General features: G+C 57.6%; 19 protein-coding genes. 12 read left to right on the top strand and 7 right to left on the bottom strand.

The window, feature by feature from the left end; translation table 11 throughout:
* Window positions 1–347 precede the first annotated feature (347 nt).
* Entirely contained in the window at window positions 348–602 is a 255-nt protein-coding gene (locus tag PYK22_RS17480) for a vWA domain-containing protein (protein WP_157770670.1), read from the top strand.
* Window positions 603–785: 183 nt separating this feature from the next.
* Here PYK22_RS17480 and PYK22_RS04470 read toward each other — a convergent pair whose 3' ends face one another.
* Window positions 786–2,627, bottom strand: a complete 1,842-nt coding sequence (locus PYK22_RS04470; RefSeq protein WP_211197611.1) for a UbiD family decarboxylase — start codon at window positions 2,625–2,627, stop codon at window positions 786–788.
* Window positions 2,624–3,028 carry a cyclic-phosphate processing receiver domain-containing protein gene (locus PYK22_RS04465; RefSeq protein WP_162199793.1) on the bottom strand — a complete coding sequence of 135 codons (405 nt, stop codon included), beginning with the start codon at window positions 3,026–3,028 and terminating at the stop codon, window positions 2,624–2,626. Before PYK22_RS04465 ends, PYK22_RS04470 begins: the two co-directional genes overlap by 4 nt.
* 113 nt (window positions 3,029–3,141) lie before the next feature.
* Here PYK22_RS04465 and xth point away from each other — a divergent pair, with 113 nt between their 5' ends.
* The 5 genes from xth to PYK22_RS04440 all read left to right on the top strand — a co-directional run bounded on the left by xth (window position 3,142) and on the right by PYK22_RS04440 (window position 9,017).
* Window positions 3,142–3,912 carry an exodeoxyribonuclease III gene (gene xth / locus PYK22_RS04460; protein WP_041974831.1) on the top strand — a complete coding sequence of 257 codons (771 nt, stop codon included), beginning with the start codon at window positions 3,142–3,144 and terminating at the stop codon, window positions 3,910–3,912.
* Between the two features lie 10 nt (window positions 3,913–3,922).
* Window positions 3,923–5,956, top strand: a complete 2,034-nt coding sequence (locus PYK22_RS04455) for a sensor histidine kinase (RefSeq protein WP_041974829.1) — start codon at window positions 3,923–3,925, stop codon at window positions 5,954–5,956.
* Between the two features lie 216 nt (window positions 5,957–6,172).
* A complete protein-coding gene (locus tag PYK22_RS04450; protein WP_162199792.1) occupies window positions 6,173–7,624 on the top strand; it encodes a sigma-54-dependent transcriptional regulator in 1,452 nt (483 codons plus the stop codon).
* A gap of 42 nt (window positions 7,625–7,666) precedes the next feature.
* Window positions 7,667–8,314: an O-methyltransferase gene (locus PYK22_RS04445; protein ID WP_060635334.1), complete on the top strand. Its 648-nt coding sequence runs from the start codon at window positions 7,667–7,669 to the stop codon at window positions 8,312–8,314.
* 61 nt (window positions 8,315–8,375) lie between these two features.
* Window positions 8,376–9,017 (top strand): L-threonylcarbamoyladenylate synthase, encoded by a 642-nt coding sequence (locus PYK22_RS04440; RefSeq protein ID WP_060635333.1) that lies wholly within the window; start codon window positions 8,376–8,378, stop codon window positions 9,015–9,017.
* A 238-nt stretch (window positions 9,018–9,255) separates the two neighbouring features.
* Here the strand turns inward: PYK22_RS04440 and PYK22_RS04435 are convergent, their stop codons facing one another.
* The 4 genes from PYK22_RS04435 to PYK22_RS04420 form a co-directional block, all read right to left on the bottom strand.
* Complete coding sequence (locus PYK22_RS04435) at window positions 9,256–10,305, bottom strand: carboxypeptidase-like regulatory domain-containing protein (protein WP_041974825.1); 1,050 nt, start codon at window positions 10,303–10,305, stop codon at window positions 9,256–9,258.
* Between the two features lie 180 nt (window positions 10,306–10,485).
* Window positions 10,486–11,898: a class I SAM-dependent methyltransferase gene (locus PYK22_RS04430; protein ID WP_041974823.1), complete on the bottom strand. Its 1,413-nt coding sequence runs from the start codon at window positions 11,896–11,898 to the stop codon at window positions 10,486–10,488.
* A gap of 75 nt (window positions 11,899–11,973) precedes the next feature.
* Entirely contained in the window at window positions 11,974–14,178 is a 2,205-nt protein-coding gene (locus tag PYK22_RS04425) for a TonB-dependent receptor (protein ID WP_162199791.1), read from the bottom strand.
* Window positions 14,133–15,350 (bottom strand): TonB-dependent receptor, encoded by a 1,218-nt coding sequence (locus PYK22_RS04420; RefSeq protein WP_041974819.1) that lies wholly within the window; start codon window positions 15,348–15,350, stop codon window positions 14,133–14,135. Before PYK22_RS04420 ends, PYK22_RS04425 begins: the two co-directional genes overlap by 46 nt.
* A 542-nt stretch (window positions 15,351–15,892) precedes the next feature.
* On the opposite strand from PYK22_RS04420, the gene PYK22_RS04415 reads away from it, so the two are divergent.
* Window positions 15,893–16,369, top strand: a complete 477-nt coding sequence (locus PYK22_RS04415; protein WP_041974818.1) for an SRPBCC family protein — start codon at window positions 15,893–15,895, stop codon at window positions 16,367–16,369.
* 69 nt (window positions 16,370–16,438) lie between these two features.
* On the opposite strand, the gene PYK22_RS16365 is transcribed toward PYK22_RS04415, so the two are convergent.
* Window positions 16,439–17,761: a radical SAM protein gene (locus PYK22_RS16365; protein WP_060635331.1), complete on the bottom strand. Its 1,323-nt coding sequence runs from the start codon at window positions 17,759–17,761 to the stop codon at window positions 16,439–16,441.
* Window positions 17,762–18,241: 480 nt separating this feature from the next.
* Here PYK22_RS16365 and PYK22_RS04395 point away from each other — a divergent pair, with 480 nt between their 5' ends.
* The 5 genes from PYK22_RS04395 to PYK22_RS04375 all read left to right on the top strand — a co-directional run bounded on the left by PYK22_RS04395 (window position 18,242) and on the right by PYK22_RS04375 (window position 23,507).
* A complete protein-coding gene (locus PYK22_RS04395) occupies window positions 18,242–19,945 on the top strand; it encodes a B12-binding domain-containing radical SAM protein (RefSeq protein WP_157770668.1) in 1,704 nt (567 codons plus the stop codon).
* A gap of 113 nt (window positions 19,946–20,058) precedes the next feature.
* The gene (locus PYK22_RS04390; RefSeq protein WP_099606162.1) at window positions 20,059–20,502 is read left to right on the top strand and encodes an Rrf2 family transcriptional regulator; all 444 of its coding nucleotides are present in this window, start codon (window positions 20,059–20,061) and stop codon (window positions 20,500–20,502) included.
* A gap of 108 nt (window positions 20,503–20,610) precedes the next feature.
* Window positions 20,611–21,627, top strand: a complete 1,017-nt coding sequence (locus PYK22_RS04385; RefSeq protein WP_041974807.1) for a S1C family serine protease — start codon at window positions 20,611–20,613, stop codon at window positions 21,625–21,627.
* Between the two features lie 193 nt (window positions 21,628–21,820).
* Window positions 21,821–22,174: a hypothetical protein gene (locus tag PYK22_RS04380; RefSeq protein ID WP_041974805.1), complete on the top strand. Its 354-nt coding sequence runs from the start codon at window positions 21,821–21,823 to the stop codon at window positions 22,172–22,174.
* A gap of 313 nt (window positions 22,175–22,487) precedes the next feature.
* A complete protein-coding gene (locus tag PYK22_RS04375; RefSeq protein ID WP_041974803.1) occupies window positions 22,488–23,507 on the top strand; it encodes a PA0069 family radical SAM protein in 1,020 nt (339 codons plus the stop codon).
* Window positions 23,508–23,521 lie beyond the last annotated feature (14 nt).

Raw genomic sequence — 23,521 nt, 5'->3', positions numbered from 1 at the left:
CAAGCGAGACGGGGTAGTGTACTCTATGTCAAGCGCGTGATAGGGCATACAGGAGCAAAGACAATGCTCTTCGACTCGAAGCAGACAAAGATTTGGTCAGCGGCTTATTCACGGCAGTGTCGCTTGTGCGAGTTGAAGACATCGCCGTTACAGGTCACCCATCAGGTGGCAGCGTCTATCGTTTTCTCGCTATCCCGACCTTAGCATATTGAAGATTTCGGGTATGGTGTAAGTAAAGCGCTTGCGACCGCCAACCGTCCAGATGGAGAGCGTACCGTCGGCCCGAAAGTCGGCATCCCGACCGCGCTTGCCGACCAGAAAGATGGCTCTGGCCCGGCGAAACTTAAATGGTTGCGCAATCCTATGCTTGTTGCGCTCGGCTTGGCGTACGCAACCGCCACCTGCCGGATAGCAGAGATGGTCATCTGGCTGTTGAGGCGGCCCTTGACCTGGTGATAGACGGCCCGCTGCAACGCGATGGGGTCGAGCGGTTTGCCGTCGTTGAAGGCGATGGGAGAGAGTTCGACCTGGACCTCGCGGAAGGCTTCGAGCGTCCGTCGCAGATGCTCATCGAAGTCAAAGCGACGTCCGGCCACGGCTGACAGAGGCGACCTCGCTTTACGCGCCGAATATGGGCGGAGCTTGTCGCACGTTTCTGCTTCTGCATACCAGTTCGAAGCTCGACTGGTTGACAACGGATGTGCTTGCAGTCTCTTGGCGGGTGATCTGTTGAGTGGGTAACGACGGGCTGCGCGTTCGGGTTTCGGCAGCGAAAGTCATCGTTTTTACTCCCACGCCTGTCTTTGCGGAAAGTATTCGCGCCAGCGTTGCGTGACGCGCGCGGCGATGTCTTCGCTGACGACTAATTCTTTCGGATAATGCGGTTTCATGCGCGCGTCTATGACTATCGGAGCATGATAGGCGAGATGATGATGCGCTACGCGCACGTCAGCGGCGTAGACATCCGAAGCCGGATCGAAGCGCGTCCAGGTGGCCCACAAGAAATCGGATGTTGAACGCGCGACGTTGGCGTCATCGTGGAGGACGATCACTTGCCAATCCCGAAAACACTCTTGGCGCGCGAGTCGCGCTGCCTGTTGCGGGTCACGCGCGTAAGGCGTGCCTTCGACGACCAAGCAGCCACGGCAGAAGACCTCGGCGCGTTTGACGTCAGCCGGAAGTTCGCCGCGGAATTCGCCCGGCAGCTCGCGCACCGCGTCGCCCAATCCGAGCAGCAACGCTTTGCTTCCGCGATTGATCGTCCCGCTCGTGTAATCGAGCGTGTCCATCGAGACGTTGGAGAAGATGAAGAAGTCGCTTTCCCAACGAACGCGCTGGAGGACGTGTTCGAAAAGGCTCTTGAAATCGCGCAGGTTTTGCGGCGTGTCCGTCAGAATCAGAAATTTGGTCAGCGAGAGTTGTCCTTCGCCGAGGATGCGGAAGCCGTGGACCAGCGCTTCGCGCGCGTAACGTTCGCGCACGATCGCCGCCGCTAGCGAATGGAAGCCCGTCTCGCCATAGCTCCACAGGTCGCGCACGCCGGGCATGACGAGCGGGAAGAGCGGCGCAAGCAACTTCTGCAAATAGTCGCCGATGAAGAAATCCTCTTGGCGCGGTTTACCGACCACGGTGGCGGGGTAGATCGCGTCGCGGCGATGAAAGACCGCTTCGACATGGAAAACCGGATAATCGTGTGCGAGCGAGTAGTAGCCGTAATGATCGCCGAACGGTCCTTCGAGTCGTCTTTGATGCGGCGGCACATGCCCGACGAGCGCGAATTCGGCTTCGGCCACTAGGCGAAGATGGTTCTCGATCGGATTCTCGACGACGCCGATCTTCTCGCCCGCGAGCGCGGAGGCGAGCACGAGTTCCGGCACGTCTTCAGGTAGCGGCGCGATCGCGGCGAGGATGAGCGCCGGCGGACCGCCGAGAAAGACCACGGTCTTCAACGATTCGCCGCGCTTTTCGGCTTCATGATAGTGAAAACCGCCTCCCTTCTGGATCTGCCAGTGGATGCCTGTGGTGTGATCATCGAAGCGTTGCAGGCGGTACATGCCGAGGTTGTGCTTGCCCGTCACGGGATGTTCCGTGTAGACGAGCGGCAAGGTGAAAAAGGGTCCGCCATCCTCTTGCCACGTCGTCAAGACGGGAAGTTCGGTCAAACGCGCCGGGCGATCAGCGACCTCTAGGACTGGCGCTTTTCGCGCTCGCTTCGTCCCGAGCTTCAACGCTTCGAGCACGAGCGCGCGTTCCGCCCAAAGTTCAGCCGGGCGCGGCGGGAGGAGCGATTCGATCAGATGGACGGCTCGGCGCACGAGTCTTTCCGGCTTCGGGCCGAAAGCGAGCTCGATCCGCCGCTCTGTCCCGAAGAGATTGGTCACGACCGGATAGCGACTGCCTTTGATGCGCTCGAACAGCAGGGCCGGCCCGCCTCGTGCGATGACGCGCCGATGTATTTCGGCTAGCTCGAGATACGGATCGACTTCCGCTTCGATATGGATAAGTTCGTTCTCGCGACGTAGGCATTCAAGGTACGAGCGAAGATTCCGGTGCATGTTCGTTATCTGCAGCTTCAATGAGTTATCGAGGTTCGAGTATAGACGATGAAGGAGTCTCGCGTCGCTCACAGCGGAGGATCCATCATCAACGTCGTAAAGGGGATGTGTCTAGCTTGGCGGCCTGATTCTTGCAACACTCGAAGCATCCTCTCAGCGCCGGGGTAATTGAGCGAATGGATGACGATCTCAGCCTCGCGTTGATACTCTGGATGCGCGGCGAGCCACTGTGCGACTGCATAACCGGTGCGTTCGTCATCGAAGTCCGTCGCCTCATATTGTTCCGTGACGAGGTCATGATCGAGAAAGATCACCCGATAATCTCGCTCTTTCAACCAGCAGATGGCTTCCGTCACATCGCATGTGATGTCCAATTCGTAGTTGAGAAGTTGCGCGCGGAACCAGTTACAACGCCCTTCGTCGTCTTCGACGATGAGGATCCGCTCGGTCATCGTTGCGTATTCCCCTCGCATATCGGGATTATCCGAAATCTTCGGGCGGTAGATCAATATCGATCGGTCGAAGATGAGCCATGATCGTGGCGATCGTTGTGATGGGCGCAGAAGCTGATTAAGATGATCGCGAGATGAGGATTGCGACGTGGAACGTTAATTCCATCATCGCGCGGTTGTCGCACGTGCTGCGTTGGTTGGACGAAGCTCGCCCGGACGTGCTCTGCCTGCAGGAGACGAAGTGTGTGGATGAACGTTTCCCGCGCGAGCGTCTGATCGAACTCGGCTATTACGTTGAGACTTTCGGCGAGCGCGCCTATAACGGCGTCGCGATCATCTCGCGTTCCCCATGCGACGATGTGCAGCGCGGTTTCCCGGAAGATGAGTCGAGCGGCCATGCTCGCTTGATCGCCGGGACGCTTGGCGGCATTCGCATCATTAACGTCTACGTGCCGAATGGGCAGGCGGTCGGTTCCGAGAAGTATCGTTTTAAACTCGATTGGATGCAACGGCTCCGAAGGTTTCTAGATGAACATCATCGGCCAGATGAGAATCTGTTATTGTGCGGCGACTTCAATGTCGCGCCGGAGGATCGCGATGTGCATGATCCGAATCTGTGGCGCGGGCGCATCCTCTTCAGCGAGCCGGAGCGCGAGGCTTTGGCGAAATTGCGCGAATGGGGGTTGGTCGACGCTTTCCGTCTACATGTTCAAGATGGAGGCCATTTCACTTGGTGGGATTATCGCGCCGGTGCATTCCGTCGCAACGCCGGGTTGCGTATCGACCATATCTGGATTTCGCGCCCGCTCGCCGAAAGGTGTACAGCGGCTTGGATAGATCGCGCGCCGCGCAGTTGGGAACGGCCCTCGGATCATGTGCCGGTGATCGCCGAGTTCAGAGATTGAGCAGATGGCCATGTCGTTGCTCGAAATCATCCAACTGGTCGGGTACAGCGCTGGAGCGGCGCTTCATCTATGGATAGGCAAACTCTTGCTGACGAAACGGCGGCGCACGGTGGAACGTATCCTTCTGTGCTTGACGGTCGCCATCGGACTGTGGCATGCGAGCAATCTCTTTCTCACGCTTTACGGATCGCTCGGGTTGGCGCGCTGGTACGCATCTTTGCGCATGGCGGAGACGATCGCCGTCGTCACGATCACGCTCGCTTACTCGTTACTGCTTCACATACACTTGCATCTTTGGGCGAATGCGCGCCAGCGCCCTTTAACTCGTTTCGAGCGCGTGAGAGTCTATCTTTCGTACATCCCGCTTCTTTTTCTGACGATCGCCATCCCGCCGATCTGGACCGAACCCTACGCGCCGATGCTCGAAAGGCTGTCACACCTGGTCCTGCCGTTCGCGCTCTGGGCGGCTTATGTGCTTGCGCTCGTCGCCGTGACGGATCTTCTTATCGCGCGCAATGTCGCCGAAGCGAATGAGAAAAGCTTGATGCGCACGCTGGCCATCTCCTTCATCTTCGTCGCCATCCTGATGCTTGCGGCTTACGCCTTCAATCTAGGCGGCGGAACGATCTGGGCCGGATATCTCCGCATTGCAGCCAATCTAGGTTCGTTGTTGCCGACCTCGCTCTTAGCCTATCACATCTACCGGTACCGCTATTTGGAGCTGATCATCGAACGGAGCCTATTCGTCGCTGTTTTCGCCATCATCGTCCTTATCGGCTATCTCTACGGCGTGCGTCTGTTCGGCGATTGGTTGACTTCGCGCTACGGCTTGCGCGAGGGCGTGATCGAACCGCTTTTGATCATCGCTTTAGTCCTGACCGCCGTGCCACTGCACTATAGATTGCGGCGTTGGGTGCATGAGCTCTTCGTTCGCGAAACAGAAATCTATCGAAATCTGCTTGGCGAAGCTGGAACTCAAAGGTGGTCATGGGAGCGGTTGCCGCAGTTTTTGGATCTCGCTGCGCGCAAGATGGAGGAGGCGCTCAGATTGGAAAGGGTTCAGTTCATCATCCCGCGCGTTTCGGATCACGAACTTGAGCGCGACTGGGAAGAGCGGCTCTTGCAACGAATCGAAGCCCAAGAGATGATCGAGAACGACAGCCTGCTTGCTGAACATGGGTGGACTTTGGCCCGTGCGCTGCGTTGGGAGAGCGAGTTGCTCGGCGTCATGCTCGTCAAAGCGTCAGAGTTCACTTCGGACGTGTACGCGGCGCTTGAAGTCGTCGCCCGGCAGATCGCGATCGTCGTGCGCGATTGTCGCTTGGTCGAAGAGAACCTCAAGCTGGAGAGGGAATTGGCCGAAGGCGAGCGCTTGGCCGCGCTCGGACAGATGGCCGCGACGATCGCACATGAGATCAAGAATCCTCTTTCCGCCATCAAATCGATCGTGCAAGTGATGCGCGAAGATGAAAGGTTGCAGGTGGATTACAAACGCGATCTCGATATGATCATCGGCGAAACCGATCGCTTGAGCCGTAGCCTCGCACAGCTTCTCGGTTTTGCGCGCAAGCCATCCGCCGAAGAACGCTCTAGGTCAGATGCGCTGGTCCAGAATCTTATCGCTCTGTTTCGTGCGGAAGCGCAACGGCGTGGCGTAAATCTGGAATTGCGCGCCGACGCGGCGTGTGAGCTCGATGCGCAGCGGACGATCGCGCTGCGCGATTCATTATCGAACCTCATCTCGAATGCGCTGCAAGCGACGCCGGCAGGGATGAGCGTGCGCGTAGAGCTTTTCATCGAAGACGAAACGCTCTGTTGTCGCGTGAGCGATGAAGGGCATGGCGTGCCCGCTCATTTGCGCGAACGGATCTGGGAACCTTTCTTCACGACGCGACAGCGAGGCACCGGATTGGGGCTCGCCATCGTCCGCAAACGTATGGAAGAGATCGGCGGTGCGGCGCGTTATCTCGCCGAAAGGGAGCGCGGCGCTTGTTTCGAATTGCGCCTCCCGTTACGAGATCGAACGTCTGCGCGATCGTTATGAGAAGTTTAAAGGGCAGAGGCGGATTCCGAAAAATCGGACCGCTGGAGAGAGTCTCGCGTGTTAATAGCGTGAACCTCGGGTGGGCAGCAGCTTTTTCCATGTACCATGCCGCTGCTCGGTCTCGCGTGTTAATAGCGTGAACCTCGAGCGCGTCTGCGAATCGCATTCGCAGACTTCACATTTCGCGCGCCAATTGAGCATAATCGCTCAACAAACGTGAACGCTCCTTTGGAGGAACGTGTGGTCGAAGCGAAATCGGACAGATTGCGATTGTTGATCGTAGATGACGAAGAGGCAGCGCGATACGGCATGCGGCGCGCCCTCGCTTCGCTCGATTGTGAGATCGCGGAGGCGGAGGATGCTGAACGCGCGCGCAGCGAGATCGAGCGCAAACGCCCTGATGTGGTCCTGCTCGACATCAATTTGCCGGGCGCGAGCGGCTTGGATCTTCTGCGGGAGTTCGGCGAAAGGGGTGATGCGCCGCTCTTCATCATGATCACCGCGTATGGTTCCGAGCGCATGGCCGTCGAGGCGATCAAGTCCGGAGCGCACGATTATCTCGCCAAACCGTTCGAGATCGATGAGCTTCGACTCGTCGTGCGCAACGCGCTCGAGACGGTGCGGTTGAAACGCGAGAACGAAGCTTTGCGGCGATCGTTAGAATTGGAGAGCGCGGCGGCGAAACTGTTGGGCCAATCTCCGGCCATCGAGCGGGTGCGCGCGGTGATCGAGAAGGTGGCCGAAACTGATGCCACGGTTTTGATTCGAGGAGAATCGGGAACCGGTAAGGAGTTGGTCGCGCGCGCCATTCATGAACGAAGCCGTCGTCGTGGGCGTTTCGTCGCCATCAATTGCGCCGCTTTGCCTTCGGAGTTGATCGAATCCGAACTGTTCGGGCATGAGAAGGGAGCGTTCACCGGCGCATCGATGCGCCGGCAAGGGAAGTTCGAGTTGGCCGATGGCGGCACGCTCTTCCTCGATGAGATCGGAGATATGAGCGCGAACGTTCAAGCCAAGTTGCTTCGCGCGATCGAGGAGCGCGCCATCGAACGTCTGGGCGGGGCGGAACCGATCCCGGTCGATGTGCGTATCGTGAGCGCGACACATCGGCAATTGGAACGCGAGATAGAGGCTGGCAACTTTCGCGCCGATCTCTTCTTCCGCCTGCGTGTGGTGACAATCGAGGTTCCGCCTTTGCGCGAGCGGCGTGAGGATATCCCGCTTCTCGCCACAGCTTTCGCGCAAGCTGCGGCGGACAAGTATGGACTGCCGGCGCGAACCATCTCCGCTTCGGCGTTGCGTCGTTTGCTCGAGTACGCTTGGCCCGGCAATGTGCGCGAGTTGCGTAACGTCATTGAACGGGCGGTGATCATGGCCGAGGGGAAAGAGATCGCTGTCCGCGACCTTGCGCTCGAATCTCATGAAACATCGCGCGCAGAAGATGAAGAGAGACGAGAGGCTTTGCGCGTGCCCTTTACGATGAATTTTCGCGCCGATCGGCGCGAATTCGAGCGCACCTACATCACGCGATGTTTGGAGTTGACGGGCGGCAACGTCACGCGCGCTGCCGCCATCTTGGGGATGCACCGCCAATCGCTTCAACACAAGCTGCGCGAACTGGGTCTCGCGCGGCGTTACGTGGCGCTGATCGAGGGCGACGAGAAGTAGATCGGCGCATCTCGATGCGAGTAACGAGGCGAGGAGCGGAGGATGAAAGCGAAAATAGATTCCATTCTGCAGCGCGAGCAAGCGGAGTATTTAGAAACGCTACTGCCGGCAAGCGAAGCTTTGTTGCGCGAGATGGAAGAATATGCGGCAGTCAACCGCGTGCCGATCGCCGATCGCGAAGTGGCGCTCTTCCTTGATATCACGGCGCGGGCGATTGGAGCTCGGCGCGCATTAGAGATCGGCATGGCGATCGGGTATTCGACCATCTTTCTAGCCAGGGCGACGGGCGAAGGGGGCACGGTCATCACGATCGAGACTAAAGATGAGATGATCGCCCGCGCCACGGATTATCTCGAACGCGCTGGGGTCAGGGATCGAGTGTTGATCGAGCGAGGTCGAGCTTTGGATGTGCTCCCTCAACTCGAAGCGGGATCTTTCGATTTGGTCTTCATCGATGCGGCGAAGCGGGAGTACGGCGACTATCTGGACCAGTCATTGAGGCTCTTGCGCCCGGGCGGGGTGGTCATCGTCGATAACCTTCTGTGGAAAGGGCAGGTCGCCAAAGATTTTCAGGATGAGGAGACTCAGGCTCTCAGAGACTTCAATCGCCGTTTCGTCTCCGACGAACGCTTGCGTGCCATCGTCATCCCGCTGGGCGATGGTTTGGGTTATGGGATCAAAATAGCTTAAGGAGTCGGCCTTGCCCACAGCTGCGGGCGGAGCCGCGGAGAGGATCGGTAGGAGTAGGCTTATGGGTGAGCGTGATAAGCGAACGAGGATCATCGCGGATGGAGAGGAGGCGCGCCGCGAGGCAAAAAGGATTATCGAGGGCGGCGGCCTTATAGCGTTTTTGACCGATACCTTCTACGGTTTGGGTGCCGACCCTTTCAATCGCGCCGCCATTCAATCTATCTTCCGTCTCAAGGGGCGGGATGAGGGCAAACCGATCTTGGTCATCGCCAGCGACATGGAGGCCGCTTCGCGTTTGATCGCCGAAAGGACGCCGTTATTTGATCTCTTCAGTAGGCAGTTTTGGCCTGGCCCTCTGACCTTGGTCGTGCGCGCGGCAAAGGATGTGCCCGAAGAGTTGACTGCTGGGACCGGGACGGTGGGCGTAAGGATCCCGGCTGTTGAGGCTGTGCGTGAATTGGTCCATATCTGTGGCGGAGCGCTCACGGCGACAAGCGCCAACCCTTCCGGAGCGGAGCCGGCCTTGACCGCAGAGATGGTTTTCGACTACTTCCCGACGGGCCTCGATCTGATCGTCGATGGTGGACCGGCGCGGCTCGACCGGCCTTCGACCGTCCTCGACGTCAGCTCCGGCGAGGCTCGCATAATCAGAGAGGGAGCGATCTCACGCCGCGAACTGGAAAGCTTGGTGGCCGGGAGTTAGCGCGGCGAGCGTGCGCTCACTAACGTTCTGCGCGCCTCCAAAGCGCGCTGTAGAGCCTTGCAGCTTGCCGCCCCCGGTATCGTCACTAATGGCGTCACATCTCGATCAAGTTGCCGTAGGAGATGCTTCGGCAATGCTCCCTTTAGCTTCGTCAACCAGATCGGCGCTTTCACCGAGACGCTGGAATGGTAGGAGATGCTTCGGCAACGCTCCTTTAGCTTCGAACGTGAAGGTTGGATCAATTCTTCGCCTTCAAATTGCGAATGATCTCGCGAATCTGATTGGCATCCTTATCCTTCGGTTCGAGCCGCAGATAGGTCTCCAGCTCATCTATGGCCTGTGCCTTATCGCCTCGTTCGATGTAGAGCGCTCCAAGATATCTGTGCGCGAGGTTCGCTTCCGGTCCACCGAGCGCTAGCGTTTGACGAAGGAGCGCCTCCGCATCCGCGTACTTGCCGAGCCCGATCAGCGCACGGCCTAGGTAAAGACGGGCGGGAACGGAGCGATCGTCTCTCTCCAGAGCGCGCCGCAATTCGACTTCAGCCGCTGCGAACTCCTTCTGCTTGACGAGCACGATTCCATAGTTGAGGCGCGGAGTGAAGGCGTAAGGCGACAAGCGCAGCGCCGCACGCAGCGCCTCCGCCGCCTCCGCTAGTTGTCCCAAGCGCATGTACTGCACGCCCAGTTCGTTGTAAGCGGAGACGAACTTCGGATAGACCGTTAGGGCTTCCTTCAGCTTCTCGATCGCTTCTTTGTTCTTCCCATCGTGAGAGAGGTTAAGAGCTTGTTTGTATAGCTCAGCGGCTGATTGAGGGATGCCGACCAGAGTCGCATCTACAGTGCCCAGTTTTTCCGTCGAAACGGAGCGCGGGCGAAGATAGATCTGCACGGAGATGGTCTGACCGGTAGATTCGCGCCGCCTCGTTCCCGATTCGATGATATCGACCGTTTCCGTGGCGATCTCGTAATCTTTGCCCGCATCGATGGTGAGTTGATAACTCCCGCCGCTCAATCGGCGAAAGGTGAAAGCCCCGTTATCGTCGCTTACGGTGAAGAGCGTTCCGCTGCGGAGGCTGGTCAGTTGGACTTTCGCTTTTCGATTGAGCAGTTGGCCATTTGGCAGGTAGATGTGCCCGTTGATCATGTTCCTTCCGCCGGTCCCCGGATCGCTCGGATCGGGATCTACTCCGCCGAACGATGACTGTGCTTGTCCATCGAGGCCGCCGAGAAGGATTGCGACTGCCACGCAGAGCGCGAGATGGCGCGCGACATTGATAACCGATGACATGGTTTGGCGTTCCTCCGTATCTGAAAGTTATGATGGCGGAATCGTCCGGGGAACGCGCAAATCCTTCGCCGCCAATTCTACCTGATCTCGCGCGGCGCGCCCAATCGAGAAGTTAGAATCAAAAACGTTCGAGATGGAAGATGTCGCCAAGTGTCGAGCGATCTGCCGCGGCTTCCCCTCTCAATCGTGGAGATACCAGACGATATGATCGCCGTCGCTGGGACGTTCTGAGTAGACCGTTGTCGAATATCCCAACGAACGGAGGTGCAGCGTCGGAAGTTCGAGCAGAGCGTTGTTCGAGAGCAGAAAACCGCCCTTTTTCATCATCCGCTCTATGTTCAATGCTGCCAGGCTTTGATCGAAGATGTCGTAATAAACGAATACGTTCGTCGCTATCACGAGGTCGAACTTTTCGTCATCTGGAAGAGCGAGTCGTTCGGTTACGATGTTGAGTTCAATCGGTTCGATCATCCGTATGAATTGTGGCGCGACCCGCAGAGTTCGCAGCCTCAACTTGAGTTCGGGGACTCGCTCGATCGATGATGATCTGCTTATGGATTGGCCGACTCTTTCCCAATACTCAACGAGATCTTGTTGCCATGGCACCTGTGTGTCCAAGGGCAGCCATAGCGCATAGGTTCGGTTGCGCTTCGCCTGTTCTACGATCGCCTTCAAGTGATAATTGACTCTTTGACTGATGTCGAAGGTGAAGACCTTCAAATCTTTCGGGGATGAGAGCCCGAGGCGTAGAAGCGCATCGATCAAAGCAAACGGTTGGATCGTCTGGATCGGATAGATATCGTAACCCTCTTGTTTGTCGGTGAAATCTAGTCCGGGCCCGATTATGGCGACGCGCCGCACGCTCCCGGGGGCGAAAGCTCCTCTCCGTTGTAGGGCGACGAGAGCCCGCTCGATGGCGTAGTTCGGCGGAAGAGATGTGTCGAAGGAGAGGCCGCGCGTGCTGTAGAGGCGGGATCGAACGGCGAACTCTTCGGTCGCGTCCCCTTGTTGACGCGCCGCCGCCAAGATTCGGGCGTAACCGGATTGTTCGTTGAGAACGCGGGCCACGCTTGCTAGGAGATACTGACGCGCAAGCAACCTGCCTTCAGGTGATGTCAGATCGAAACCCTTGCGTTTTGTCAGCACCTGGTTCGCGAAGATCAATCTCTCGTTGTTTCCAGGGGAAGCTGCCGCGCGCACCAGATCATCGGCGCGAGCTTGGAGGGCGAGGAGAAGCGGAGGAGTCGCGTTCGCCTGCTGTTGGGCGAGCTTTTCGATTTCAGCGAAAGTCAAGCGCGATCGCTTCGTGTATGAGATGCCGAAGAGTAGAAGATTAACCAGCGTATCTTCCTCGCCGCGTTCAAGCCGCGCGCGGATTTCGGCATCGCGCTTTTTGATCCACGCCGGCCAAATGGAGGCTGATTCTGCGCTTGCCGCTTTCAATTCGGCGGGAAGGATTTCGCGTAGATTCTCAATCACGGGGCGTGCATCTTGGAAGGGCGTGAACTCTCGGCGGAAAGATTGCGGTGAAGAAGCGAGGGGGCGCAAAAGGAGGAGCGCTAAGACCAAGATGCCTGATCTGATTCGCTTCATCGAATAGGAGCCATTAGAACCGGGAGAGGGAATGCAGCGGGGAGGATCTTGAAACGCTCCTCCCCGCTCAGCGCGTTAGAAGATGAACTTCAACGCCAGTTGGACGTTGCGACGTCCGTCGCGATATGCCGGTACATAGTTGAAAGAGCTTATGTCCGTCTCGCCCGCTCGGATGAACAGGTTCGGGTGGTTGAAGAGGTTGAAGAATTCGCCGCGCAGTTGCAGGCGATATTTCTCGCCGAAGAAGAACTCTTTGTAGACCGCTCCGTCTATGTTCCAGTATCCGGGACGACGGAAGGCGTTACGCCGCGTCATGTTCGATGGGAACGGTCCAACTTCCGTCCCGCCTGAGACGTCGGTGAAACTGCTTGGCGTCTGATTACTCAGATCGATGTAGTTGAAGCGATTGGGCGTGCCGGAAATGGGCGGCGGATTGCCCGATCCTGAGAAGCTCAGCGCGCCTGTCGGAATAAGTCGAATGCAGGTCGTGATCGCGTTGGTGCAGTCGTAAACGGTAAACGGCGCACCGGTCCGCGCTTCGATGATGCCTGCGAGCGTCCATCCGCCAAACGCTTGACGCGCGAAGCCATGGGCGTTACGCGCTACGGGGATGTCCCATGTGAAGTTGCCGATGAAGCGATGGCGGATGTCGAAATCCGAATAGCCGTAATCGAGGTCGGGATTGAACGGATCAAGATACCCGAGGTTGAAGTTGTTCGATGACTCGCTGAAGGTCGAACTGAGGTCGTCTTTGGTCACAGCGTACGAGTAGCGCGCGCCGAAGTTCAGTCCGAGGTTGCGCCAGTTGCTGCTTTCGATCGAGGCGACGAGCGCGTTGTAGTTCGAACGCCCGTTGCTCCCGCGAGTGTTGATGTTCGAGTACTGGCCGTTAAGGCGCGTCGTGGTGCCGCCGGTGACCAGCGGAGTCGTGCTGTTCAGATAACGCAGCCCCGTTCCCGTGCGGTTGATGTTGGCGATGTCGTACAAACGTCTTCCAGCCGAACCGGTGAACTCGACTGAGACGATCGTCCGTGGGGCTAGTTCATGTTCGAAGGAGAGACTGTAAAGATGCGCGTAAGCCGTCTTGATGTCTTCTCTCACATGTCGCAGGCTCGTTACCGGCAGAACTTTCGATCCCGTCCCGGCTAACGGACCAGCGTTGCTGACGCTGATCGGGATCGTCGGCACGTCTGTGCCGGCGATGATCGAGACGACCGCGTAGTTGGGCGGATTTTGAATGACATTGAACGTCACATTGCCGAAGTTCCGCTCATAGGCGATCCCGTATCCACCGCGCAGACTGGTCTTCCCATCGCCGAACAGATCCCACGCAAAACCAAGGCGCGGGGCGAAATTGTTCTTCTGCGGTTTCCACAGCTCGCCTATCGGACTGGCGGGAGCGATATAGACTTTGCCGTTGCGGATGCGCTCGAAGATGTTCGAGCCCGAGCCGAAGTAGAAGTTCGAGTCGAGTTGTGGGTTCTTATTGTGTTGTACGCCGTAGTACTCGTAGCGCAAACCGAGATTGAGCGCCAGTCTGGGAACGACGCGCCACGTGTCGTTGAAGTAGAAGGCGAACTCGTGGTAGCGGTTGCTGCGGCTAAACTGCGGCGGACCGACCGGGAGTTGAATCGTGTCGCCCGGGAATTTGCCTTGCGGATTCACCGCTCCTTGGAATTGGAAGAGCAAGCCTTGGACGAAGTTGTTGAGCGCGGCTGCGTAGTTGCCCTGACGTCCAAGCGACTCGCTCGCCTCCTCATAAGCGCCGAATGTGCGGTTATCCTGAATGTAGACGTAAAGTCCGCCGAATCGCAATTGATGTTTCCCCAATGTGTAGTTCAGATCTTCGGTGATTTCGCCTACATTCTGCGGTCCGCCGAAGGGGATGCCGCTTCCCGGACTGAAGGGTAGGAATCCGGGGAAAGCGAAATTGAAACCATCTATCGAGCCCGGCGTGTTGGGGAAAAGGTAGAGCGTGGGCACATCGCCTTTCTCGGTAAGAGGTTGCAGATCATTCAAACGGTTGTACGAAAGTTTCGTCTGCGAGACGAAACGCGATGAGAAGGTGTGGGTCACCGATAGCATGGCGTTTTGATTGAAGTCATGCTCCCCGGTGTTGTAGCCCTGATAGGGGCTGTAGCTGATGGTGCCAGCAAAAAGATCTACTTTCTGTATGCCGTAGCGACCGTAGATTTGGGTTTTGCTGCTCAAGTTCCAATCGATACGCGTCACCGTCAAGTAGGTGTTCTGCGGATCGCCGCCACCTTGATCGCGAGGCACTTGGTAGCGCACCTGTCCGAAGGCCGGCAGGTTGCCCGGCAGCGAGGCGAAGCTCCGGTAGATGGCAAGCCAAGCTTGTTTCTTACGTCATTCACGGTATAGATCGTCCCATTGATCGGGGTCGCCAACTGCCCGTAAGCGCTGAAGAAGGCTTGCGTCGCTGGGGCGGAAGCCGCGATAAGCTGTGGCGTCGGCACGACGTTGATCACCGGCGCTGTGCTGCGGACGCGGATCCACTCTGTGCTGTTGAAGAAAAAGAGTTTGTCTTTGCCGTTGAAGCCCGGCAGGATGACTGGCCCGCCAACTGAGTAGCCGAATTGATTGCGCGCGAAGACGCCTTTCTTCAATCCGTTGGCGTTGTTGTCGAAACTGTTCGATGCCAGTCGCGACACTCGATTGAACTCATAGAGCGAGCCGTGAAACTCGTTCGTGCCCGATTTGGTCGCAACATTGACGACGCCACCTGAAGCTCGCCCATACTCCGGCGTGAACGTGCTACTGACGACGCGGAACTCCTGCACAGCATCGAGCGGGATGCTCTGTCCAACAGTCGCCGTGAAAGTGTCAACGTTCTCTACGCCATCGAGCAGGACGTTAGTGCTCGCGGCGCGTTGCCCGTTGATCGCGACGCCTGCGCCGCGCCCCGAGGGGTCTACCGTCGAAACGTTGCCCGATAAGGACACCAGATCATACGGGTTGCGCGTGAGCGTCGGCAATTGACGTATTTGGCTTTCGGAGACGATCGTCGAAAGCTCCTGCGTTTGCGTGTTGACCTCTAGCCCGCCGCCAGCGACGACCTCAACCGTCCCGCCTGTGACGGCAGCGACGGCAAGAGAAAAGTCAACCGTGTTGCGCGAACCGACGGTGACCTGCGTGCGCTGCGTCGCCCGGTTGAAGCCTCGCGCTTCTACGGAGACGTCGTACAAGCCCGGTTGCAGGTTGGTCACGACGTAAAAACCTTCATCGTTCGTCGTAACCGTTCGCTCCGCACCGGTGCCCACGGATTTGACCGTGACCGTCGCGCCGGCTACGACCGCTCCATTCGGGTCAAGAACTCTTCCGGAGATCTGCCCGGTCTCAGCTTGCGGTAAAACTACGATTGAGGACCAGAAGGCGACTAAAGCGATCGCCAAAGCATAGCTCAAAAGACTGCTTTTGCCTGAATTAAACATCTGGATCTTCCTCCCTTGATTCTGTGCGGTTAGGGGGCGAGATGATCCTCACCCTCTTAAAAGGGCAGGCAAGAAGCTTCGATTTTGCGGGCAACTCCTCAACTATCAATCGAGGCAAAGCGTGTGCCGAGCATTCGGAAGCTGACGGTCTATCGGCATAAGTCATTGATTAACAGAGATTTCGCTTCCTCCCTGACTGGCGGTGAGAATCATCCGAAATCCAGAAATTTGGATTGATATCCAAAAATTCGTAATCTCATGCGTTTTGCCGAACCGACTTCTCTAGGCACATACCGAGTTGTCTTAAGAAGTTTTAATTTTCGGGAACTCTCGCCGAAGTCGAAATCATAGAGAAGGGTGCTGGGTAACTCGTCGAAATCCTCGCCGCCGACACCGCACTCCCAAGGCGAAGTCATGGAGAAGGATGTCGGGCAACCTCACTTCTCAGTTGAATCGAAAGTTGAAATTGAACTCGACCTTGCCGTAGAAAATCCTTCTTGCGGTTTGATTCTTATCAATTTCACTTGGATGTAGCTAAAACGATGAGAATAGCTCGTCTCGATTACAAGCAACATCTATCGGTCAGTTTAGAGGAGGCATGGCGATTCTTCTCCGATCCACGCAATCTCCCTAAGATCACTCCAGCTTGGTTGAGCTTTAGCATCACTAGCGAGGTCCCGGAGCGAATCTACCCCGGGCTGATCATCACCTATCGAATTAAACCTTTACTCGGGATACCGATGACCTGGGTGACGGAGATAACGCATCTTATCGAACCGCGCTATTTCGTCGACGAGCAGCGTTTCGGGCCGTATAGTTTCTGGCATCATCAGCACATCTTCAAGGAGAAGGAGGATGGCGTTGAGGTACGGGATATCGTTCACTACGCGCTTCCCTTAGGCCCTCTAGGGAGATTGGTCCGTGAGCTGACGGTCGAAAGGAAGTTACATGAGATCTTCTCGTTTAGACGACGGGCGCTTGCGGACATCTTCAACTCAAAGTCGGCGGCGAATTCGTGAGGCTTGAGGTGCGGCGATGAAGAGCGCTGTTAGTCAAAATACGAAGCTCTTCACCGCCGCCAGATGGTTTCAGTCGAAGCTGCCGGTCGTGCCTTGGAATCCGCGCGCCGCTTGTTTGAAGAGCCATTTAATGACCCGCGATGCTTTGTAACAATAGGCTAGGGTATGGTTAAGGGTGGAGAAGCAATGTGGTTGACACTCTCTCTTCATCTGGTTTAGCTGCTCAACTTCAAACTTGGGGTTTTCGATTGTGCCCCAGTCATAGGTGGCCGAGTACATCGGGAAGCAAGGCGCTAGCGTGCCGTCCACGCGGATTATGATGGAATTCTGACCGGCCCGACAATTCCAATCCTGAAGTTTGCCGCGCATGAACGCCTTCATCTCTTGGAGACGCTGCACGGAGTTCGTCATCTTATACCCTTGGCGATTCTTCTCGCAGAGCCAGTCTATGACTTCGTCGACTTTGGGCCAATCCTCCGGGCGGATGAAAGTTTCGTTCTCTTCGTAGTGCTTGAAGTGGTCTTCGCGGAGCATCGGCGACTCATTTATGTGGTAGTCTGTGGCGATACCGTTCTCGTGCGCGATCTCGGTCAGTTGCTTTACGTCTTCCAGATTATTCCGGCAGATGTTGATGTTAAGGAAGACCGAGTAGCCATACTTGTATTGTTTTCTGATCAAGTAATCGAAGTATGGCCGTATGGGGTTGAGCGCCTTGGGCAGGCTGGGCTTTTTGTCCACGGAATCTACGGCTAGGTTTACGACCGCGACACCTGCATCTGCGATTCGGTCTATCACATCTGGCTTCATCAGGCGCCCGTTCGTCGGCAGATAGACCCAGAATCCCTTTTTGGCCGCGTAATAGATGACCTTGTGGATGAACTGAGGGCGCAAAAGCGGCTCTCCGCCCATCAGCGCGAGCACGCGACACACGGTGCCATCGTGTAACCAGTCGATCGAGCGTTTGGCTATATCTTCGGTCATGCCTTTGACCCGGTTATCGAAAGCCCAACAGTAGTGACAATCCAAATTGCATCTCCATTCCGTGAAAAGATAGGCGATGATCGGATGAAAATCGCCTGGCAGCACGAGCGATTTTATGTAAGGGAACAACCAGCCGCGCATAGCGCGCAGCACCAGCGGGGCCGACCAGTGTCGCTGGCCGGCAACGGCGGCCTTGTGGGCCTCTTCTTCCGAAGGATCATCTCCGAGAAGCTCAGGATGTTGGGGGAAGATCGGCTCCGGTAAAGTTTGAGGTTCGGCCTGTGGCAAAGTGGGTTTACTTCTCGGCCTTGTGAGTATCTGATGCAGGCGGACATCCATTCGGAATGGTGGATTAGATAGCGCTGCTTCTTGCGGCTTCCCTGATTCTAACTGCGCGTTGAGCTCTTCCATGACTTCCTCCCTTCGATTCAGGTGAGAGCTTTTGTGCAGTTCTCACTCTGCCGGCGGCTTTAACAGAAGACTTGGCGAAAGCGCGGCCTCGTGATCGCTCAAAGAACTAGCCAACCGCTCCTTCAGTGTCTACGCGCGTGATGCGTGAGCGGGTTGACCCATCGCCCATTTCCGAGTTCGTCCTCGTTCGTTGGCGTTCGTCGGCCCCAATCTTACTACAGGATCAGTCGATGTCAATACCTAGGCGCGCTCGTGACGCTTTGAGCGAGTTGGCTTCAGCGACGCGAGATGCGGATGGATAAGCTGAGTGTCGGCGCGGATCCTCGAAGGAGAAGCTCGACAGAGATGGATCGACATCGCGAAGCGATTCGAATAAACTCTCCGCCAAGGGGGCTCCCGTACAATTGACTGTCGAAGGTGGACTTGCGGGCCCCCTATCCCGAGCTCGCCTTAAAGATCTTAGCGATGGAGGGGATGTTGATGGGCTCGCCTAGAATCGTTCTGACCGCGTCGGCGACAGAAGCAAGCGAATATAAGCACAGCATATGGCAGCAGATGCTATCCGCAACGATTCCCGCCAAGTACAGCCGGCATTTCATCAACCCGGACGCTTTGATCTGTGAATCATGGCCCGATGGAAGAGCTAAGTACGTTCCGAACGGGTTACGCATGGTCGAAACCTTGCTCTTGCGTGAATACGATGAGAGGGATGTCGTCACCTGCTACCCTGAGAATCTCCATCGGTTCGTCGGACCGGAGACGCAGATCCTGGCTATCCACGCGCATAATCCGCTTGGCATATCTTATGCGACCGATGTCTATTCGAAGCTAGCCGGACCAGACTTGATACCGCTCAACGCACAGGAGTTCATGCGCATCGTGACGCATCCTGTGGTGAGAAAGTACAAGCCGAAGATCGTCGTCGGCGGACCGGGGGCTTGGCAACTGGAGCGCGCCGATCGACTCGACGAATTCAAGATAGATTACCTGATCGATGGTGAGGTCGAGCGAGTGCTCAACGACCTGTTTCGCCGCATCATCGCCGGGGATCCGACCTTGCCGCGCGTCATCAAAATCCCGAAAACCCAACAACCGACCATCGACGAGATCCCCGTCGTGCGCCATCGCTCGACTTTCGGCGTCGTCGAGATCACGCGCGGGTGCGGTCGCGGTTGCCAGTTCTGCTCGCCCGCGACGAAAATGGGGCGCTCCTTCCCGCTCGAACACATCCTCGAGAGCGTGCGCGTCAATGTGCGCGAAGGGGCGACCGAAGTGATGATCGTCTCCGAAGACATCTTCCTTTACGAGCAGTTGCCTAACTTTGTGACGAACGTGCCGGCGCTCGAACGCCTCTTCCGCAGCATCGCCGCCGTGCCCGGGCTTGAAACCATTCAGTTATCGCACATTACAATCGCGCCCGTCGTGCGCGATCCGACAGTGATCGAGAAGCTTTCGCCGATCGTCGTCCCGCGCTCGCACGTGCGCCACCCGGAATCGACCGACCCGGACAAACGCGTCGTCGATCCGATTATCGGGTTGGGAACCGGAAGCCCTCGCCTGTTCGATATGTACATGAAAGGGAAGGCTTATCCTTACCGTTCAACGCAGTGGCGCGACGTCGTCCTCAAAGGGATGGAGATACTCAATCGACACAACTGGTATCCATTCTGCACCTTCATCATCGGATTGCCGGGGGAGACGGAAGAGGATACGAAACAATCGCTCGATCTGCTCCGCGATCTTCGCGATGCGAAGGGGACGTTCGTCCCGACGTGGTTCGTGCCGTTAGAGAACACGCGCTTGGGGCGAAAGCCGGGAGCTAAATTGATCGAGATGACCGACCTGCAATGGGAGTTCTTCTTCACCTGTTGGAAGTACAATCTCGAATTCTGGCGCGCGGAGAGCTTCGCGCGCTACAAGTTCGCTCTAGGCGTGCCCTTCTATTACCACTTCATCGGGCGGAAACTGTTCGGCCCACAGGTCAAATATCCGCTGCTCCGCTTCGCTGGCGTGCCGGAACGCCTGCTGCGCAAGCGCCTGTACCTCGATCTCTCTGGGAAGCGCGATAAGCGCGGATTGAGGCCTTTGGAGGGAAAGATCGCCCCATACTACAACGACGCGCGCGGGCTCAGATTGCTCGATGCGAGCGCTTTCGAACCGCCAGCTCGATCTGCCGGGGACTGAGGCCGGAGTCCGCCTCAAGCGCAGTCCTCGCCCGGACTGCGGCTTCCGCGGGCAAGCTCATCGGAGTTGACAAATCAGAATGTAACCAATATAGTTACATTTGGGGATCTCGGATCATGGCTTCGAGTCGTTTCGCCGTCGCCGTTCATGTGCTCGCGCTGCTTGCGCGGGCTGGCGACGTTCCCGTGAAGTCGGGCGAGATCGCGCGGAGCGTCAACACCAATCCGGTGGTGATAAGGCGCATCCTTTGCGCTCTATCGCGCGCGCGTCTGGTCGTCGCGCAGCGGGGGGCGAGCGGTGGCGCGCAGCTTGCCCGCACGCCTGCGAGGATCAAGCTCTCGGAGGTCTATCGCGCGGTAGAATGCGGTTCGCCCTTCTCGCTTCATCCTGCGCCGTTGCGGCGTTGCGCGGTTGGACGGAACATCTGCGCCGTGCTTGAGCGCGTGCAGGGTGAAGTCGAAGGAGCGATCGAACGCGCTCTCGCGAAGATCAGTTTGCAAGATGTGCTCGATGAGCTGCAGGCTTGCGGCGCTCAAGGCGCGAAGCGGGACCGTTGATCGAAACGATACACGGTGTGAGGCGCATCGCGCGGATGCGATTGGGCATGTGAGAGAGCCGAGCGGGGCTTGGAGAGTCCCTAGATCACGGCGAATTTGAAAGGCGTTATGGAGAAGTTCTTGGTGGAATTGTCAGGCGATGGGAGGTCCTCTAATCCGGCGGGATCGAGCGGAGCGTCGGAGGATGATGAACTGCTCGATGCTTATTCGCAAGCGGTAATCGCTGCGGTGGAGAAGGTCAGTCCATCGGTCGTGAATATCGAGTCTAGGTTCGCGCACAGAGAGGCGCGCGCCGGACGTGAAGCGCGCGGCAGTGGAAGCGGCTTCATCTTCACTCCGGATGGCCTGATCATGACCAACAGCCACGTCATTCACGGAGCTTCGCGCATCGAAGTGACGTTGGCTGATGGGAGGCGCGCGCAGGCCGACTTGATCGGCGACGATCCGGAGACGGACTTGGCGGTGATTCGGATCGCTGCGCCGAATCTTGTGCCAGCGGCGCTCGGCGAATCGCGCAAGGTGCGCGTCGGGCAATTGGCGATCGCCATCGGCAATCCGTATGGTTTTCAGTACACGGTGACGGCTGGCGTAGTCAGCGCGCTCGGTCGCAGCCTGCGTTCTCGATCTGGACGATTGATGGATGACATCATTCAGACGGACGCGGCGCTCAATCCGGGCAATTCCGGCGGGCCGCTGGTCAATTCGCGAGGCGAAGTGATCGGCGTCAACACGGCGATGATCTTGCCAGCGCAAGGCATCTGTTTTGCGACGGCGATCGATACGGCGAAGTTCGTCGCCAGCCGATTGATTCGCGATGGGCGTGTGCGGCGTAGCTACATCGGGATCGCCGGACAGAACGTCACTTTGCCGCGCAGGCTTGTCAGACACTACAACCTTTCGACGGAAAGTGGCGTGCTCATCGTGTCGTTCGAAAAAGATAGCCCGGCACAGCGCGCCGGATTGGTTGAAGGCGATTGCATCATCGGTTTCGATGGGCAGGTCGTCTCTGGGATAGACGATCTACACAAGCTTTTGACCGACGAGCGTGTCGGTCGGAGGGTTCCGGTGACAGTTTTACGGCGCGGAGAGCGTTTGACCTTCGACATCGTTCCTGCGGAGTCTTGAAGCGCGACTCGATCCACAGCCCTCTCTCTTGGAGAGAGTTTCTGATGGCGGCAAGGTTCCCTTGTCAGATTTGGCGGATGGCGACGCCGTCCATAGCCTCTTTGGGGGCGAGGCGCTGAAGAGCGATTCGGGAGCGATCTCGAACCAAAGATAGCCTTTGTCTTGCGGATGAAATGTCGTATCATACCAGGGTATGAGCTGTGATCTGGCGAGCTCGAAGAGGGCGTGCAAGAGGGGCAAGAATGTAGAAGGCGAGCGATTGACGCCGGCTGAAAAGCGTGCGGCGCGCGCCGCACGCATCGTCGTTTACGAGGCGGAGCCGTATGGTTGGATCGCGCTTTCGGAGTCCGATCCGAGTCGCGCTTATCATCTATTTTGCGATCCGCACACGCGCCATCTGGTTTGCACGTGCGCCGATTTCGTCTTCCGCGGCAACGCCGAACCGGGCTTCGAGTGCAAGCACGTCGCGGCGACGTTGAAGTTCATCGCCCGCTGTTACTTGGCGCGCGAGTACGATCCGCAACGGCAGTTGAAACGCGCAGCTTGATGAGGAGAGGGCGGCTTCTCTAGCGCGCGCTTGTGCGGAATGGTTCGCCATCAACGGTCACCGAGCGGGCGTCTCTCGGACGAGAGTCCGGCCCGTGCAGTTGGAGTTTTCATGCGGAACCTCAGCGTGCTCAACAGGGAGTGGGCATCCGGCCCGTGCAGTTGGAGTTTGCACGCTGAGGCTGGTCGATTGGAAATCAGGAGTTGATCGCTTCCTCTTCGATTGGGGCGAGGACAAAGCGGCAACGGAGTTCGCTTGAAAGTCGCAAATCGGTCGGTTCGATCGGCATTCGATCTACGTTCTTTTTGGCCCCATGCGTTACGTCAGCAATCCGCCCAATCCTTGGTCGAGCGAGAGCGTCGAGTGGCTCGGCGAACCGCCCGAAGCGCGCCTCGAGGTTTACGAAGAGACGGAAACGCGGCGCATCATCACGCGCAACACGAGTCCAGACATAGGCTTCGACTACTCGGTGAACTGCTATCGCGGTTGCACGCACGCTTGCAGCTACTGCTTCTCGCGCCCGACGCATGAATACTTGGGTTTCGGCGCGGGAACCGATTTCGAGACGAAGATCGTGGCGAAAGTGCGTGCGCCGGAGCTTCTGCGCGCCGAACTGGAGCGCCCTTCGTGGCGCGGCGATCTGCTTGTCTTCTCATTCACTTCCGATCCGTATCTGCCTCTTGAAGTCCACTACCGATTGACGCGCCGTTGTCTCGAAGTTTGTCTCGAATATCGTCAGCCGGTGAGCATCGTGACGAAATCGGCGCTGGTCCGGCGCGACAAAGATCTGTTGCGCGAGCTGGCCGAAGTGGCCGATTGTTCGGTCCATTTCTCCATCCCTTTTCGGGATCGCGAAATTTCGCGCGCTCTCGAGCCTTTTGCTGCGCCGCCCGAGTCGCGTTTTCGCGCCATGAGTGAGTTGGCCGAGGCCGGCATTCCGGTCGGCATAGGGATCGCGCCAGTCATCCCGGGGCTGAACGATTCAGACATTCCGGAGTTGTTACGACGCGCGAGCGAAGCGGGGGCGCGCACGGCCTGGATGACGATGTTGCGTTTGCCCGGAAGCGTTGCGCCATATTTTGAAGCGCGTTTACGTGAACGATTGCCGACGCGAGCCGAGCGCATCTTGAACCACATCAGGGAAGAGCGCGGGGGGAAGCTTTACACGAGCGAGTTCGGCGCGCGCATGAAAGGGACGAGCGAGCAGTGGCGGGTAGCCGAAAGGCTATTTGAGGTTTATTGTCGAAAGCTTGGGCTCAATGGCGAGCGCACAATGCGCGAGCGGCGGAACACGTTTTGCCGTTCGCGCAATCAGGGCGTGCTCTTCGATTGATCGGACGATCAAGG

The organism is Pyrinomonas methylaliphatogenes, assembly GCF_000820845.2.
Lineage (GTDB): Bacteria > Acidobacteriota > Blastocatellia > Pyrinomonadales > Pyrinomonadaceae > Pyrinomonas > Pyrinomonas methylaliphatogenes.
Note: the sequence above shows the minus strand (reverse complement) of the source record. Positions and strands in the feature narration are given on the sequence as shown.

Excerpts from the sequence above, each read along its gene's own strand:
- PYK22_RS04415 (WP_041974818.1), top strand. The coding sequence starts at position 15,893 with ATGAGAATAGCTCGTCTCGATTACAAGCAACATCTATCGGTCAGTTTA.
- PYK22_RS04435 (WP_041974825.1), bottom strand. The coding sequence starts at position 10,305 with ATGTCATCGGTTATCAATGTCGCGCGCCATCTCGCGCTCTGCGTGGCA.
- PYK22_RS04385 (WP_041974807.1), top strand. The coding sequence starts at position 20,611 with ATGGAGAAGTTCTTGGTGGAATTGTCAGGCGATGGGAGGTCCTCTAAT.
- PYK22_RS04430 (WP_041974823.1), bottom strand. The coding sequence starts at position 11,898 with ATGAAGCGAATCAGATCAGGCATCTTGGTCTTAGCGCTCCTCCTTTTG.
- PYK22_RS04465 (WP_162199793.1), bottom strand. The coding sequence starts at position 3,028 with ATGCGAGGGGAATACGCAACGATGACCGAGCGGATCCTCATCGTCGAA.
- xth (WP_041974831.1), top strand. The coding sequence starts at position 3,142 with ATGAGGATTGCGACGTGGAACGTTAATTCCATCATCGCGCGGTTGTCG.
- PYK22_RS17480 (WP_157770670.1), top strand. The coding sequence starts at position 348 with ATGGTTGCGCAATCCTATGCTTGTTGCGCTCGGCTTGGCGTACGCAAC.
- PYK22_RS04380 (WP_041974805.1), top strand. The coding sequence starts at position 21,821 with ATGAGCTGTGATCTGGCGAGCTCGAAGAGGGCGTGCAAGAGGGGCAAG.
- PYK22_RS04455 (WP_041974829.1), top strand. The coding sequence starts at position 3,923 with ATGTCGTTGCTCGAAATCATCCAACTGGTCGGGTACAGCGCTGGAGCG.
- PYK22_RS04445 (WP_060635334.1), top strand. The coding sequence starts at position 7,667 with ATGAAAGCGAAAATAGATTCCATTCTGCAGCGCGAGCAAGCGGAGTAT.
- PYK22_RS04420 (WP_041974819.1), bottom strand. The coding sequence starts at position 15,350 with ATGTTTAATTCAGGCAAAAGCAGTCTTTTGAGCTATGCTTTGGCGATC.
- PYK22_RS16365 (WP_060635331.1), bottom strand. The coding sequence starts at position 17,761 with ATGGAAGAGCTCAACGCGCAGTTAGAATCAGGGAAGCCGCAAGAAGCA.
- PYK22_RS04440 (WP_060635333.1), top strand. The coding sequence starts at position 8,376 with ATGGGTGAGCGTGATAAGCGAACGAGGATCATCGCGGATGGAGAGGAG.
- PYK22_RS04395 (WP_157770668.1), top strand. The coding sequence starts at position 18,242 with ATGGGCTCGCCTAGAATCGTTCTGACCGCGTCGGCGACAGAAGCAAGC.
- PYK22_RS04375 (WP_041974803.1), top strand. The coding sequence starts at position 22,488 with ATGCGTTACGTCAGCAATCCGCCCAATCCTTGGTCGAGCGAGAGCGTC.